Origin of the sequence: Couchioplanes azureus (assembly GCF_014648355.1) — a bacterium.
In the GTDB taxonomy this organism is placed as follows: Bacteria; Actinomycetota; Actinomycetes; order Mycobacteriales; family Micromonosporaceae; genus Actinoplanes; species Actinoplanes azureus.
On sequence record NZ_BMQY01000008.1, the window covers coordinates 270,715 to 287,069 of the forward strand.

5 protein-coding genes are annotated in these 16,355 nt (G+C 77.0%); all 5 read left to right on the forward strand.

The window, feature by feature from the left end; genetic code table 11:
• Positions 1-3 precede the first annotated feature (3 nt).
• Positions 4-726: an enoyl-CoA hydratase-related protein gene (locus tag IEY99_RS26315; protein ID WP_194505976.1), complete on the forward strand. Its 723-nt coding sequence runs from the start codon at positions 4-6 to the stop codon at positions 724-726.
• Entirely contained in the window at positions 723-1,475 is a 753-nt protein-coding gene (locus IEY99_RS26320; RefSeq protein WP_229799264.1) for a polyketide synthase, read from the forward strand. Before IEY99_RS26315 ends, IEY99_RS26320 begins: the two co-directional genes overlap by 4 nt.
• 11 nt (positions 1,476-1,486) lie before the next feature.
• On the forward strand, positions 1,487-7,204 hold the full coding sequence (locus IEY99_RS26325; protein ID WP_189206749.1) for an SDR family NAD(P)-dependent oxidoreductase: 5,718 nt from the start codon (positions 1,487-1,489) through the stop codon (positions 7,202-7,204).
• Between the two features lie 9 nt (positions 7,205-7,213).
• Positions 7,214-14,560, forward strand: coding sequence for a non-ribosomal peptide synthetase (locus IEY99_RS26330; RefSeq protein WP_189206750.1), 7,347 nt, complete (start codon positions 7,214-7,216; stop codon positions 14,558-14,560).
• The coding region (locus IEY99_RS26335) for a condensation domain-containing protein (protein ID WP_189206751.1) at positions 14,557-16,355 on the forward strand (1,799 nt) is incomplete at its 3' end. The genes IEY99_RS26330 and IEY99_RS26335, both read left to right, overlap by 4 nt.

A 16,355-nucleotide genomic window follows, 5' to 3' on the forward strand; every position in this document is an offset into this window, starting at 1 on the left:
GCCGTGCGATCGGGTCCGGGATACCGCGAGGTGGTGCTCGACCGTCCCGGGCGGCGCAACGTCATCGACGCGGAGCTGCTCACCGGGCTGCTGGCGGCCGTCCGGGACGCCGAGGCCGATCCCGGCTGCCGGGTGCTGGTGCTCAGCGCCGAGGGGCCGGACTTCTGCGCCGGGATGGACCTCGCCGCCCCCGTGGATCCCGCGGCGGTGGCGGACGACGTGCCGTACTGGACGCTCCTGCGGTCGCTGTCGACCTCCGAGCTGGTCACCGTGGCCGTGGTCGACGGGGCGGCCACCGCCGGCGGGGTCGGGCTCGCCGCCGCGTGCGACCTGGTGCTCGCCGGCGACGCCGCGACGTTCCGGCTCACCGAGGCCCTGTTCGGGCTGCTGCCCGCGATGGCGCTGCCGTTCGTGGCCCGGCGTACCGGCGAACAGCGTGCCTTCGCCGCGACCCTGACCGCCCGGACCTGGACCGCGGCCGAGGCCCTCGAGGCCGGCCTCGCCGACCGTGCCGGCGCCTCGGCGGCGCAGCTGCTGCGTCCGCTGCTGGTCGAGCTGCGCCGGCTGGAGCGCCCGGCGGTGGCCGCGCTCAAGCGCTACCGCGAGGCGGCCTTCGGCTGGCCCGCCGAGCTGGGCCGCACCGCCGGGCGGGCGTTCGCGGAGCGGCTGGCGGCACCGGAGGTCCGGCAGCGCATCGCGGTGCTGCGCCAGGCGGTGACGGCGTGAGCGCCGAGGTCGTGCACCTGCGCCGGGAGGGTGCCGTCGCGGTGGTCACCATGGCCGACCGCGGCAACCGCAACACCTTCGGGGCGGCGTTGTGCGCGCAGCTCGTCCGGGCGGTGGAGGCCGCGGCGGCCGGTCCGCAGGCCCGGGTGGTGCTGGTGGAGGGCCTGCCGGAGCTGTTCTGCGGTGGCGGTTCCCGCGACGAGCTGCTGCGCTTCGCCCGCGGTGACGGCACCTTCGACACCGACGACTTCTTCCGCGTCTTCGCGCGGTGCCCGCTGCCGGTGGTCGCCGCCGTGCAGGGTCACGCGATCGGCGGCGGACTGGTCCTGGCGCTCTACGCGGACCTGGTCGTGCTCTCCGAGCGCTCGCTCTACACCACCAACTTCATGCGGTACGGCTTCACGCCGGGCATGGGCGCCACCCACGTCGTCCCGGCCCGGTTCGGCGCGGCGCTGGGACAGGAGATGCTCTGGACCGCCCGGGGCTACCGCGGCGCGGAGCTGCGGGCACGCGGCGTGCCGCTGCCGGTGGTACGCCACGACGCGGTCCCCGGCCACGCCCGCGACCTGGCCGCCGCGGTCGCCGAGGCGCCGCGCAGCTCACTGGAACTGCTCAAGCGGGAGCTGGCGGACCCGCTGCTGGAGCGCACCGGACGGGCCATCGATCGCGAGGTGGCGATGCACCGGATCTCCTTCCGCCTGCCCGAGGTACACGACCGGATCGCCGCCGCGTACGGCGGCACCCGATGAGGCGAGGACCCATGGACGCACGAGAGATTCTGACCCGGCTCGGGCGCGGCGAGCTGGACGTGGTGGAGGCCGCGGCCGAGCTGCGCCGCACACCGCACACCGCCGCGGAGCCGGCCCCCGCACCCGCGCCGCCCGCGCCGGAGGGGCCCGGGCCGATCGCGGTGGTGGGTCTGAGCGCCCGCCTGCCCGGCGCCCGGGACGCCGACGAGTTCTGGTCGCTGCTGCTGGACGGCGCCGACCTGGTCACCGAGGTGCCGCCGGAGCGCTGGGCGGTCGACGAGCACTTCGACCCGGATCCCGCCGCGACGGGAGCCAGCCGCTCACGCTGGGGCGCGTTCATCCGGGACGCGGACGCCTTCGACGCCGACTTCTTCCGGCTGACGCCGCGCGAGGCGGAGTTGATGGACCCGCAGGCGCGGCTCTTCCTGCAGGAGTCCTGGCGTGCCCTGGAGAACGCCGGCCTGCGCCCGGGAGCCCTGGCCGGCTCCCGGTGCGGCGTCTACGCCGGGGTGATGCTCAACGACTACGAGCACCGCATCGAACGGCACAGCCCGCACGCCCGGCTTCCGCAGGTGATGCAGGGCAACTCCAACTCGATGCTGGCCGCGCGGCTGGCGTACGAGCTGGACCTGCGCGGGCCGACGGCCACGGTGGACACGGCCTGTTCCTCGTCGCTCGTGGCGCTGCACCTCGCCTGCCAGTCGCTGTGGCTCGGGGAGGCGGACCTCATGGTGGTCGGCGGCGTCACGCTCTACTGCACCGAGCTGCCGTACGTGTACATGAGCGGCGCGGGCATGCTGTCGCCGACCGGCCGGGAGCGCCCGTTCGCCGCGGGCGCGGACGGCATCGTCCCGGGCGAGGGCTGCGTCGTGGCGGTCCTCAAGCCGCTGGACCGCGCCCTTGCCGACGGCGACCCGGTCCACGCCGTCATCCGGGCCAGCGGCATCAACGCCGACGGCCGCACCAACGGGATCACCGCGCCGAGCGGCCGCTCGCAGGCCGACCTGATCGCCGGGGTGTACGAGCGCTTCGGCATCGACCCGGCCACCATCGACTACGTCGAGTGCCACGGCACCGGCACCCCGCTGGGCGACCCGATCGAGATCGACGCGCTGAACCGGGTGTTCGCCCCGGCCGGGCTGCCCGGCGGCAGCGTCCCGGTCGGCTCGGTCAAGTCGAACACCGGCCACACCTCCGCCGCCGCGGGACTGACCGGCCTGCTCAAGGCGGTCGGCGTGGTGCGCAGCGGCACGGTGCCGCCGACCCTGCACCACGACGAGCCGAACCCGCGCGTGCCGTTCGCCGAGGGCCCCTTCACCCTGGCCACCCGGCGCCTTGCGGTGCCGGACGCCGGACGCCCCCGCCGGGCCGCGGTGAGCGCGTTCGGGTTCAGCGGCACCAATGCCCACCTCGTCGTGGAACAGGCGCCCGAGCGGGAACCGGCGGTCGCCCCGGACCGGCCGGTGGTGGTGGCGCTCTCCGCCCGTACCCCGCAACGGCTCGCCGCCGCCCGCGCCGAGCTGGCCCGCTGGCTGACCGGACCGGGCACGGCGGCGTCCACCGCCGACGTCGCCTACACCCTGGCCGCCGCGCGGGACCATCACGAACACCGTGAGGCGTACGTGGTCGCGGGCCGCCGGCAGCTGCTCGCCGCGCTCGCGGGCGAGCCGGTGCCGCCGGGCCCGGCGGAGCTCGCCGATCTGGCCACCGCCTACACCGCCGGCGCCGCCCTGGATCCGGAGGCCGCGGTGCCCGGCGGTCCGGCGCGCCGGGTGGCCCTGCCCGGCTACCCCTTCGCCACCGACCGGCACGACGTCCGCCCGCCGGCGGAAGCCGGCCTGCCCGCCCTGGACGCCGTGGACGTGCTGGCGCCGGCCACGGTGGACCTGCCCGTGCCGGCCGGCGTGCCGCAGACCCCGCCCCTGGTCGTCCACGACCCGATCGGTGACCTGGCCGCCGCGCTCCCGCAAGCCGGGTCCGGCCCGGCCGAGGCCGTGGTGGTGCGTCTGACCGGCCCGGAGCCCGGGACGCTGGAAGCCGCCCTCGGCGCGGTGGCCCGGGCGCTCACCACCGGCGCCCGCGACCGCCGGTGCACCGTCCTGCTCGTCACCGACGACGTGGCGCTCGCCGCCGGCGCCGGGGCCTTCGTCCGCTGCCTGCGGGCCGAGAACCCGCGGGTCGGGGGCCGCGCCGTCCTGGTCACCGACGCGGGCGCCGCCGCCGCGGCGGTGGTCCGCGAGGAGCTGACCGCCGCCGACCGGCCGGGCGACACGCTGGTGGACCGCCGGGCCGGCGCGCGCCGCGGCGTCGCCTGGGCCCCGGCGCCCGGGGCGGGCGCCGGCCGGCCGGGCAGTGCCTTCCGCAGCGGCGGGGTCTACCTCGTCACCGGCGGCGCCGGCGGTATCGGCCGGGCCCTGGCCCAGCATCTCGCCGACCGCCACGGCGCCCGCGTGGTGCTCTGCGGCCGGCGCCGGCCGGAGGACCTCGACCCGGCGCAGCGGCCCACCGCGGGCGGCCCGATCACCTATCGCAGGTGCGACGTGTCCGACCAGGACGCCGTCGCGGAGCTGGTGGCGGACATCGTGCGCACCGAGGGGGCGCTGCACGGCGTCCTGCACGCCGCGGGGGTTCTCCGCGACGCGTTCCTCAGCCGCAAGCAGCCCGGCGACATCGCCGCCGTGCTCACTCCGAAGATCGCCGGGGTCCGGGCCCTCGACCGGGCGACCGCCGATCTGCCGCTCGACCTCTTCGTGCTCTTCTCCTCGGTGGCCGCGGTGACGGGCAATGTCGGCCAGACCGACTACGCGTTCGGCAACGGCTACCTCGACGCCTTCGCCCGGGAGCGCTCGGCCCTGGTGCGCCGGGGCGAGCGGTCGGGCCGGACGCTGTCGGTGAACTGGCCGCTGTGGGACGGCGCGGGGATGAGCATCCCGGAGCCGGTCCGCGCGGTGCTCGGCGAGGAGGTCGGGCTCGTGCCGCTGCCCGTACCGCTGGGCCTGTCCGTGCTCGAGCGCCTGCTGGTCACCGAGGACCTGGACGGAGCCGTGGTCTTCCACGGCGACACGGCGCTGTGGCGCCGGCGCCTGGCCGACGCGGGGCTGTACGCCGATGCCGCCGCGGCGCCTTCGGAGCCCGCCGTCGTCGCCCCGGCCGCGGTCGTCGCCCCGGCCGCCGTCGCGGCGCCGCCGGCGGTCGCCGGTCCGGCCGTGCTGCCCCGGGTGATCGAGGCGGTCGCCGCGGTCACCGGGCGCCCCGTCGCCGGCCTGACCGCCGCCACCACGCTGGAGAGCCTGGCGCTCGACTCCATCATGATCCGTACGCTGATGGGGGAGCTGAGCCGCCGGATCGCCCCCGTCGGCCCCGAGCTGCTGTACGAGGCGCGCGACCTCGCCGGCCTGGCAGCCCACCTCGCGCCGCGACCGCCCGCCCCGGCGACCCGGGCCCCAGCCCCAGCCCCAGCCCCAGCCCCCGCCCCTGCCCCTGCCCCTGCCCCTGCCCCTGCCCCTGCCCCTGCCCCTGCTCCCGCTCCCGCCCCCACCCCCGCCCCGGATTCCATCCGGGCTTCGGATCGAGGCGGCCAGGAGCCGGAGCGCTACGCCGTCGTCGGGCTGGCCGGGCGGTACCCGGGAGCCGACGACCTCGCCGCACTCTGGGACAACCTGGTCACCGGCCGGGACACGGTCACCGACCTGCCCACCGACCGCTGGGACGACGCCGGCGGGGTCACCGCGCGCGGCCACTTCCTCGACGACGTCGGTCGCTTCGACGCCGCCTTCTTCGGCCTGTCCGAGCACGATGCGGCCCTGACCGACCCGCAGGAGCGGCTCTGGCTGGAAACCGCGTGGGCGGCGCTGGAGGACGCCAACTACGCCGGGCCACGCCTGGACGCCCTCGTCGGCGCCGACGGGCGCGGCCGCAGCGTGGGCGTGTTCGTCGGGGTCACCTCCAGCGACTACCGCCTGCTCGGCGCCGAACGCTGGGCCGCCGGCGGCCGTACCGTGCCGGCCGGGCACTACTGGAGCCTGGCCAACCGGGTCTCGTACCTGTTCGACCTGGCCGGGCCCAGTCAGCCGGTGGACACCGCGTGCTCCTCGTCGCTCGTCGCCCTGCACCAGGCGGTCGACAGCATCCGCCGCGGCGAGTGCGCGGCCGCGCTGGTGGGCGGCGTCAACCTCTACCTGCACCCGTCCCGGTTCCGGATGTTGCAGCAGTCCGGCTTCCTGTCCCCGGACGGGCGCTGCCGCTCGTTCGGCGCCGGTGGCACCGGTTTCGGCCCCGGCGAGGGCGTCGGCGCCGTGCTGATCCGCCCGCTCGCCGACGCGGTCGCCGCCGGGGACGTCATCCACGGGGTGGTGCTGGGCACCGCCGTCTCGCACGGCGGGCGCACCAACGGCTACACCGTCCCGAGCCCCGACGCGCAGGCCCGGGTGATCGGGCAGGCGCTGGCCCGCTCGGGCGTCGACCCGGCCACCGTCACCGCGATCGAGGCGCACGGCACCGGCACCGAGCTGGGTGACCCGGTCGAGGTCGCGGGACTGCTGCGGGCGTACGGCGGCACCGGGCGCAGCGTCCTGGGCTCGGTCAAGTCCGCCCTCGGGCACGGCGAGTCGGCGGCCGGCATCGCCGCGCTCACCAAGGTCCTGCTGCAGATGCGCCACGGCACCCTGGCGCCGACGCTGCACGCCGACCCGGTCAACCCGGAGCTGGACCTCGCCTCCGGCCGCTTCGTCCTGCCCGGCACCGCCCAGCCGTGGGAACGCCTGAGCGACGGCGCCGGCGGCCTGGTGCCGCGCCGCGCGGGGATCAGCAGCTTCGGCGCCGGCGGGGTGAACGCCCATGTGGTCGTCGAGGAGTACGAGACCGCCGCACCGCCCGCGCCGCCCGGCAAGGCCGACCTGTTCGTCCTCTCCGGACCGACGCCGGAGCACGTCCGGGCCACCGCCGCACGCCTGGCGGCGTGGCTGCCCGACCACCCGGCCGGCCTGCCGTCGCTGGCGCGTGCCCTGCGCGAGGGCCGGGCCACCGGGGCGTGCCGGGTCGCCGTCGTCGCCGCGGACGCGGCCGAACTCACCGACCGGCTCGGCGCGGCCACCGTCACCGACCTGCGCGAGCGGTCCGAGGGGCACGGTCTCGCGGAGCTGCCGGAGACCGCCGAGTTCCTCGCCCGGCTGTGGGAGAACGGCCGGCTCACCGAGATCGGCCGGCTGTGGCAGGACGGGCTCGACGTCCGCTGGGACCGCCTGCCGGCCACCGCGCCGCTGCTGGCCGCCCCGGGCTCGGCCCTGCTCGGCAAACGGCTGTGGCTGCCCGGCGCAACGCCCGCGCTGTCCACCCGGCCCGCACCGGAGCCTGCCGAACGCGAACCGTCCCCAGCACCGGGGCCTGCCGAACGGGAACCGTCCGCCGCGCCGGAGCCTTCCGGGCGGGAACCGTCCGAGGGGCACGGCATGCCGATGACGATGACGCCGTCCGCCGCGCCGGAGCCGCCCGCGAACGGCGACATCCTGGCGGATCTGGTGGGCCTCACCGAGACCAAGGCGGTCGGCGTGACCGGCCCCCTCGACCCCGCGCGCCCCCTGCTGGACCTGGGCGTGGACTCGATCAACCTGATGAACCTCCGGTTCGAGGTCACCGAGCGGTTCGGGCTCTCCATCCCGCTCGACGAGCTGGCCCGGAGCACCGTACGCGAGCTGGCCGGCCGGATCGCCGCCCACGGCGCACAGAGCTAGGAGCCGACGATGCAAGACACAGCCCCCTTTCCGCTGACGGAGATCCAGGAGTCGTTCTTCGTCGGCCGTACGGTCACCGGCGGCCGCGGCGCCGAGGTGCACGTCGAGTTCGAGGTCGCCGACCTCGACGTGGACCGGATGGAACGCAGCTGGAACCGGCTCGTGGCCGGCACCGACATGCTGCGCACGACCGTGCGGCCGGACGGCACCCAGGTGACGGCGGCGACGGCGGCGCCGTACCGGATCACCACCGTGGACCTCGCCGGCCGCGGCCCCGCCGAGCGGTCGGCGGCGCTGGCCGGCCTGCGCCGCCACGACGGCTTCGACCCGGCGTCCGGCCCGCCGTTCGCGGTACGCGTCGCGCTGCTCGGCGGCGGCGCCGCCCGGGTGCTGCTCACCGTCGACGAGATGGTCGCCGACGGCCCGAGCGTCTCCATGCTCCTGCGCCAGTGGTACGCGCTCTACCGCGACGGCACCGAGCCGCCGGCGCCCGGCATCTCCTTCCGCGAGTACGCCGAGCTGACCTCGGCACCGCCGCCCGCGGACGACCTCGGCTACTGGCGGGACAAGCTCGCCGCCGCGGAGCTGGACCGGCCCGCGCCGTTCACCGTACGGGCCGGCGGCGACGAGTCCGAGCGCCGCCGGTTGTCGCAGCGCCTCGGCGCCGCCGAGTGGGAGAGCGTCGGCCGGATCGCGCGGACCGCCGGGGTCACACCGTCCGCCCTGCTCCTCGCGCTCTACACGGCCGCCCTCGGTGACTCGGGGCTGCCGCTCGTGCTGACCACGTACAACCGTCGTCCCGTGCACCGCGACGTGCCGCGCCTGGTCGGCCCGTTCATCTCCACCGCCGTCTTCCTCGCCCCGTCCGCCGGCGGCACGCTGCGCGACCGGCTCGAGGCCGTGCAGCGCCAGCTGTGGCAGGACCTCGAGCACGGCACGGTCAGCGGTATCCGGGCGCACCGGGACTGGGTCCGCCGCGACCGTGGCCGCTCGGGCGCGCCCATCCCGGTCGTGTTCACCAGCCTGCTCGGCAGCCTCACCGCGGACGGAGGCGCGGTGGACCCCGACAGCTGGGTGCGGCACGTCGACGACGCCGCCACGATCACCCGTACGCCGGGTGTGCACCTCGAATGCTGCGTGCAGCGCGGCGCCGAAGGGGACCTGGTGGTGTCGTGGGACTACGCCCCCGGTGTGCTCGACAGCGAGGCGGTCGGGGCGGCCTTCGCGCGGCTGGGCGCGTACCTGCGGCGGATGGCGGCCGACGGCGACGCGATCCTCGCCGACGACCTCGCGGAGCTGACCGCGGCCGCTGCGGACGTGACCGGGCTTCCGCTGACCGGCGTCCAGTCCGCGTACGTGGTCGGCCGCACCGCGGGCCTCGGCGGTGACGCCGAGACCCGGGTGTACCAGGAGCTGGAGCTGCGCCACCACGACCCGGACCGGCTGGAGGCGGCGTGGCGCCGGCTGATCGGCCACCACCCGGCCCTGCGCGGGGTCGTCGAGCCGGACGGCACCCTCACCGTGCGGGGCGCCGTGCCCGCGTACGCCATCGCCCGCCACGACCTGACCGCCGCCGCACCGCAGGAGGTGGAGAGCCGCCTGGCCGAGGTCGCGACCCGGATGCGCAACCGGCCGTTCGGGCTGGGCCGCTGGCCGATGTTCACCCTCGAGATCAGCCTGCTGCCGGGCGGCGTGGTGGTGCTGCACGTCGCGATCGACGCCCTGTGCGCGGACGCGCAGAGCATCGCGGTGCTCCTGAGCCAGCTGCTCGCCCTGCACGACGGCCGCGACGACGTGCTGGACGCCGGCGGCGGGGAGCTGATCGCCCATCTGCGGGGCCTGGCCGGCGCGGCCCGGCTGCCCGCCGCCGCGGCCGCGGCCCGGCAGTGGACGGACAAGTTCGCCACGCTGCCGCCGGGACCGGATCTGGCCGACACCGGCGAGCGCGTCCACCGGCGCTTCGACCTGCCGGGCTGGGCCGTCCTGCGGGACAACGCCGCCGCGCTGGGCGTGCCCGCGGACATGGTGCTGCTGACCGCGTACGTCGACGCCCTGCGCGAGCGCTTCGGCGGCCCGTTCACCGTCGTGGTCGTCTCCTGGGACCGGCCCACAGGCAGGGAGTCGATGGTGGGCGACTTCACCGGCCTCGCGTGGCTGGTCGTCGACGACACCCTGCCGGCCGGGCACGACGAGCGGGCCCGGGAGATCTGGCGCCGGGTCCGGGAGGACCTGGACCGCGGCGCCGCCGACCCCGGGCTCGACCATCTGCGACGGCGGGTGTTCCGCGCCCGCGGGGCGCTGCGCCTTCCGGTGGTCTTCACCCGGATCCCGGACGTGCCCGAGGGCCTGCACGCCCACGGTGTCCGGGTGCGTACCAGCCAGTCGCAGACCGCGCAGGTGGCTCTCGACAACGTGCCGCTGGTGGCCGGCGACGCCCTGATCTGCCAGTGGGACGCCGCCGGTGACGCCCTGAGCGCCGAGGACCTCGACGAGCTGTTCGCCGGCTACGAGCGTCGGGTCCGGGCGGCGGCGGCCGCCGGTCCGCCGTCCACCGTCTCGCGGCTGCTGGCCCGCGCGTTCGCGGAGCACGCCGCCGCGCCCGCCGTGCACGGCGACCGCGCCACGCTGACCTACGCCGAGTTGGACCGCCGTACCGCCCGGCTGGCCGCGCGCCTGGTGCGGCACGGCTGCCGTCCCGGGGACCACGTCGGCGTCCACATGGACCGCTCCACCGATCTGGTCACCGCGCTCGTCGCGGTGGTGCGCGCCGGCGGCGTCTACGTGCCCGTCGACCCGGCCAACCCGCCGGAGCGGGTCCGGTTCCTGCTCGACGACGCCGGTGCCGCTCTGGTGCTCACCGACCGCGCCCACGCCGACGTCGCCTGCGGCGACGCCCGCGTCCTCGTCGTCGGCGAGCCCGGCGACGAGCCGGACGACGCCGCGTCGTGGGCCGAGGTGGGCCCCGGCGACCCGATCTACATGATCTACACCTCGGGCACCACCGGCCGGCCGAAGGGCTGCCGTAACACCCACGGCGGTGTGGCCAACCGTCTGGAGTGGATGCAGCAGAGGTTCCCCATCGCCGGTGGCGACCGCGTGCTGCAGAAGACCCCGTACGGATTCGACGTCTCCGCCTGGGAGTTCTTCTGGCCGTTGCTCGCCGGCGCCGCCATCGTGGTGGCCCGGCCCGGGGGCCACCAGGACACCGGCTACCTGGCCCGGCTGATCGCCGAGGCCGGGGTGACCGTCACCCACTTCGTCCCGCCGGTGCTCGACATGTTCCTGCGCGACCCGGCGGCCGGCCGCTGCACCAGCCTGCGGTACGTCTTCGCGAGCGGCGAGGCGCTGCCCGCGAGCACCATGCACCAGTTCTTCGCCACCCTCCCCGGCGCCGAGCTGCACAACCTGTACGGCCCCACCGAGGCCGCCATCGACGTCACCCACTGGCCCTGCCGCCCGGACTGGACCGGCGCCACCGTGCCGATCGGGCGTCCGGTCGCCAACACCGCGATCCACCTGCTGGACGCGAACCTCGAGCCGGTGCCGGAGGGCACGCCGGGGGAGATCTGTATCGGCGGCGTTCAGGTGGCGCTCGGCTACCACCGCCGCCCGGAGCTGACCGCCGAGCGGTTCGTCACCACCCCCGGCACCGGCCGGGTCTACCGCACCGGCGACCTGGGCCGCTGGTCGGACGACGGGGAGCTGCTCTACCTGGGCCGCATGGACAACCAGTTCAAGCTCCGCGGCCTGCGGATCGAGCCGGAGGAGATCGAGGCGGCCCTGGTCGCGCACGCCGGGTGCGCCGACGCCCGGGTGCTGCCGGTGCCGGGCGACGCCGACGGGCCGAGCCTGGGCGCCCTCTGTGTCACCGCCGGGCCGCCGAGGCCGGTGGGCGAGATCCGCAGGGCGCTGGCCGCGGTGCTGCCGGCGTCCCTGGTGCCCAACCGGTACCGGTTCGTGCCCCGGCTGCCGCTGACCCCGAACGGCAAGCTCGACCGGTCGGCCGCCGCGGCGCTGTTCGCCGTGCCGCAGACCGAGCCGGCCGCCGTGTCGCCGGCCGAGCCGGCTGCGGTGCCGCAGACCGGTCCGGCGGAGGCGGCCGCTGCGGCGCAAGCGGCGGGCGACCTCGCCGCCACGGTCGCGGTGGTCGCCGCCGAGGCGCTCGGCGTCACCGAGGTGGCCCCGGACGCCGATCTGTTCGACCTGGGCGCCACCTCGTTCACCGCGATCCGGATCGCCCAGGAGATCGAGCGGCGCACCGGCCGGAACCTGCCGGTCGACGCCTTCGTCGACGCACCGACGGTCGCCGGGCTGACCGCCGCGCTCGGTGGCACACCGTCCACCTCGGGCGCCACCGCGGTCGCTCCCGGCGCGGCGCAGATCGCGGCGATCGCCGCCGAGCTGCTCGGTGCCGCCGAGGTGGCCCCGGACGCCGATCTGTTCGACCTGGGCGCCACCTCGTTCACCATGATCCGGCTCGCCCGGGCCCTGCAGGAGCGGCACGGCGCCGACGTGCCGGTGGACGCCCTCATCGACGACCCGAGCCCGGCCGGCATCGCCCGGCACCTCGCCGGGCAGGGCGCCGGGGAGGCCACCGCCCCGAACGGCGGCGGGGCGGCGCCGGACATCCGGATCGCGTTCGACCCGGCCGCGAAGAAGGCGTTCCAGCAGGCCCGCATCGCCGAGCGGAGGCTGCCGGACGACCTCGTCCGGGTCCCGCTCGGCCCGGTGAGCGCCACCGAGGCGGCCGAGCTCTTCGACGCCTCCTCGTTCCGCAGCTTCGCCACCGAGGCCATGGCCCTGGAGCCGCTCACCGACCTGCTGGCCCTGCTGGTCGCGGGCACCCTGGACGGGCGCCGCAAGCGCCGCTACCCGTCGGCCGGCGGCTTCTACCCGGTGCAGGTGTACGTGCACGTGCGCGACGGCCGGGTGACCGGCCTGGACGGCGGCCTGTACTACCTGGACCCCGGCCGGCGTTGCCTGGTGCGGATGGCGCCCGGCGGCACGTTCGACGAGGGCGACCACGTCGCGCACAACCGGCCGGTGGTGCACGCCGCCGCCCTGGCCGTCTACCTGGTGTCCACGCCCGCGGCGATCGCACCGGCGTACGGCGCCCGGCTCGCGGCCCGCTACAGCGCCGTCGAGGCCGGGCACATCGCCCAGCTCACCATGGTCGAGGCGGCCCGGCGGGGGCTCGGTTTCTGCCCGGTCGGCGAGATGAACGCCGCCTCGCTGCGCGCCGCGCTGCGGCTGGACGACGACCAGGAGCTGCTCCTGTCGCTGTGGGGCGGCGCGCTCCCGGAGGAGACGGTCCGGCACCGCGCCCGCCTGGCCGGGCTCCCGGCGGAGCGGACGACCGTGACGGAGCCGGCGAGCGTGGCGGAGCCGGCGAGCGTGGCGGAGCCGGCGAGCGTGGCGGAGCCCGTGGCGGTCGCCGGGCCCGCGCCGATCGCCGTCGTCGGGTTCGCGGCCCGGTTGCCCGGCGCGCGGACCCTCGACGACCTGGACGCCCTGCTGCGCTCCGGCGACACCGCGATCGGGCCCGCGCCCGGGGACCGGTGGGCGCCGCTGGCTCCGCGGTCCGCTCGCGGCGGCGTGAAGGTCGGCGGATACCTCGACGACGTGACCGCCTTCGAGTCCGAGGAGTTCGGCATCACCCCGGTCGAGGCCCGCGCCGTCGACCCGCAGGAGCGGCTGCTGCTCGCCGTCACCCGGGCCTGTCTGGAGGACGCCGGCATCACCGCCGGGCAGCTGTCCGCCGCGGGGCCGGTGGGGGTGTTCGTCGGCGCGATGTGGGCCGACCATGCCCTGTTCGGTGTGGACGCCCGCGCCCGTGGCGAGGACGGCACCCACGCGACCCGCGGCGGGCTGGCCCACCGCATCTCGCACGCCTTCGACCTGTCCGGGCCCAGCGTCGTGCTCGACAGCGGCTGCGTGTCCGGGCTGGCCGCCGTCGCCGACGCCGTCCACGCGCTGCGGTCCGGGCGCTGCACCGCCGCCGTGGCCGCCGCCAGCAACCTCGTGCTGCATCCCGATCACCTGGACGTGCTGGCCGAACTGGGCCTGGTCGCCGAGGAGGCCGACTCGTGCGCCTTCACCGACCGGGCGAGCGGGTGGATCGTCGGCGAGGGCGTGGGCGCGGTCCTGCTCAAGCCGCTGGACCGCGCGCTCGCCGACGGCGACCCGATCCACGCGGTGATCCGCGGCGCGGCGGTGCGGCACTCCGGCGCCACCCGGCAGTTCGGGCTGCCGAACCGGGCCCGGCAGGAGGAGACGCTGCGTGCGGCGCTCGCCGACGCGGCGCTGCCGGCCGGCGCGATCGGCTACGTCGAGGCCGCCGCCTCCGGTGCCGCCCTGGCCGACGCCCTGGAGGTGCAGGGCGTGGCGCGGGTGTTCGGCGACGCCGGCCCGGTCGCGGTCGGCTCGATGAAGCCCACCCTCGGGCATCTGGAGGCCGCCTCCGTCTTCGGCCAACTGGGCAAGGTCATCTGCCAGCTGCGCACCGGGCGGCTGTACGGCACCCGGCTCACCGCCGAGCTGAGCACGGGCGTCGCGGCGGCCGCCGACCGCGCTCCCGTGGTCCGCGACCACCAGCCGTGGCCGCCCCGGTCCGGACCGGACGGCGTGCCCCGCCACCGCGCGCTCATCAACGGCTTCGCCGGCACCGGCGCGTACGGCTGCCTGGTCGTGGAGGCGCCCCCGGCGCCGCCCGCGCAGGACGCCGGGGACGGCCCGCACCTGCTGCCGCTGTCCGCGGACACCGCGGCCAACCTCGCCGCCCTGGCGGACGCGCTCGCCGACGCCGTGCCGCGGCTGCCGCTCGCGGCGGTGGCCCGGACCCTGCAGCACGGCCGCGTCGCCCGGGCGGAACGGGCGCTGGTCGTGGCCACCGGCCCGGAGCAGGCCGCCCGCCTGTTGCGGGAGCTGGCCGCGGCCGTCCGCGACGGCACCGAGCGGGTGGCCGGCACCATCCTGGACTCCACCACCGGGCTGGCCGCCGACTGGTGTGCCGGCCGGCCGGTGTCCTGGCCCGCCCCGGCCACCGGCCCCCGGGTGTCGCTGCCGGTCACACCTCTGCGGACCCGCGAACCGGAGGCCGCCGTGGCGCCGCCGGCCGTCCCGGGTGGCACCCCGGTCGACCGGCTCGCCGCCATCGTCACCACCGAGACCGGCATCGACACCGGCCGGCTGACCCCGGCCAGCGATCTGCTCGCCCTCGGCGTCACCAGCCGGCAGCTCCAGCGGATCGCGGCGCGGGTCTGCGCCGAGGGAGGCCGGCCGCTCGCCCTGGAAACCCTCTTCGAGACCGACAACCTGGACGGTCTCGCCACCGCCGCGTTCGGAGGCGAACGATGAGCACCACCACCACGACCACCGGCTGGTCCGCCGTACCGCTGACCGAGGAACAGCAGGGCCTGCTCTACCTGCACCGGATGGAACCCGGGTCGGGCCGCTACCACGTGCCGGTCGCGTTCGAGATCACCGGCGAGCTGGACGAGGACGCCCTGGCGGCGGCGCTGCGCGGCCTGGTGCGCCGGCATCCGCTGCTCACCGCCGTGCCCGGCGACGCGACTCTGCGCGCCGACCCGGACCGGCCGCTGCCGCTGACCCGGCTCACCCGCGTCGGCCTGTCCCTGCCCGACGCGGTGCCGCTGCTGCGCGAGGAGGCCGCCGCGCCGCTGGACGCCGACGGTGCCGGGCTGGGCCGGGCCGTGCTGGTCACCGCCGCGCCGGACCGGCACTACCTGCTGATCGTCGTGCACCACCTGGTTCTCGACGGCGAGTCCGCCGGGATCCTGGTCGCCGACCTGTGGCGCTGCTACACCGCGGCGCGCACCGGTGCCGAGATGCCGGGCGAGGCGGCGGATCCCCGGACGTACGCCCGGGCCGCCGCCCGCCGCGGCGAGGAGTGCGAGCGGGACGCGGCAAGGCTCACCGGCTACTGGCGCGACGTGCTGGCCGGCGGGGCCGGACCCGTCGGGCTGCCCTCCGACGGCGACACCGGCGGCGACATCGGCGGCGACAGCGGCGGCGACAGCGGCCGCGGTACCGGCGGTGACACCGGCGTCGTCGCCCTCGACACCGCCGGCGCCGAGGTCGCGGCGTTCGCCCGGCGCCGGCGGGTGGGGGTGTTCGCGGTGCTGCTCGCCGCGTACCAGCGCACGCTGGCCCGGTATGCGCGCGCGGCGCAGGTGACCGTGGCGGTGCCGGTCAGCGTCCGGCAGGGCGCGGATCTGGACGGCGTGGTGGGCAACTACGTCAACACCGTGCTGGTGCGCTCGCCGGAGGACGTCACCCTCCCGGTCGCCGGCTACGTCCGCGCGGTGCAGGCCGAGGTGGCCCGGGCCATCGACCACAGCGCGCTGCCGTACCCCCGGATCGCCGCCCTCGCCGGGGGAGCCGGCCCGCTGTTCGACTGCGTCTTCACCTTCCAGAGCTGGTACGACCGGACGGCCCTCGGCGACGGCGTGCCGGGCCTGCGCCTGCGCCTGCTGCCCGAGGTGCACCAGCCGGTGGTCGGCGACCTGACCCTGGAGATGTACGCCGACGGCGACCGGTTGCGCGGCTCCCTGCGGTACGCCCGTGAGCGCCTCGCCGCGGAGACGGTGACCGCGTTCGCCGCCCAGTTCACCGCCACGCTGAGCGCCATGGTGGCGGCCGCGGACTGCGCGGTCGCCGAGCTGCCGGACGTGCCCGCCGTACCGATCACCGGGGCGGTGCACGAGGTCGACCGCGACGCCGACGTCGACAGCCTGCTGCGCGCCGCCGTCCGGGAGCACGGTGACCGGGTCGCCCTGCAGGAACGGGACCGGCGGTGGACGTACCGGCAGCTCGACGAGCGGATCGCCGAGCTCGCCGCGGGCCTGCACGGACGGGGGGTGCGGGCCGGCGACACGGTCGGCATCAGCCTGCCGCGCAGCGCCGAGCAGGTGCTGGCCGTCCTCGCCGTGCTGCGCGCCGGTGCGGTGGTCGTGCCGCTCGATCCGGGACATCCGGCCTCGCGGCGCGCCGACATCGCCCGGCGGGCGCGTCTGGTCCTGGTCGTCCACCATCCGGGCGCCGACGTGCCGGACGGGGTGCCCGCGGCGACGCTCGGCGATCTCGACGGTGGCGGTGGCGCCGCGGCGCCCGCGGCGCGACCCGGCGAACC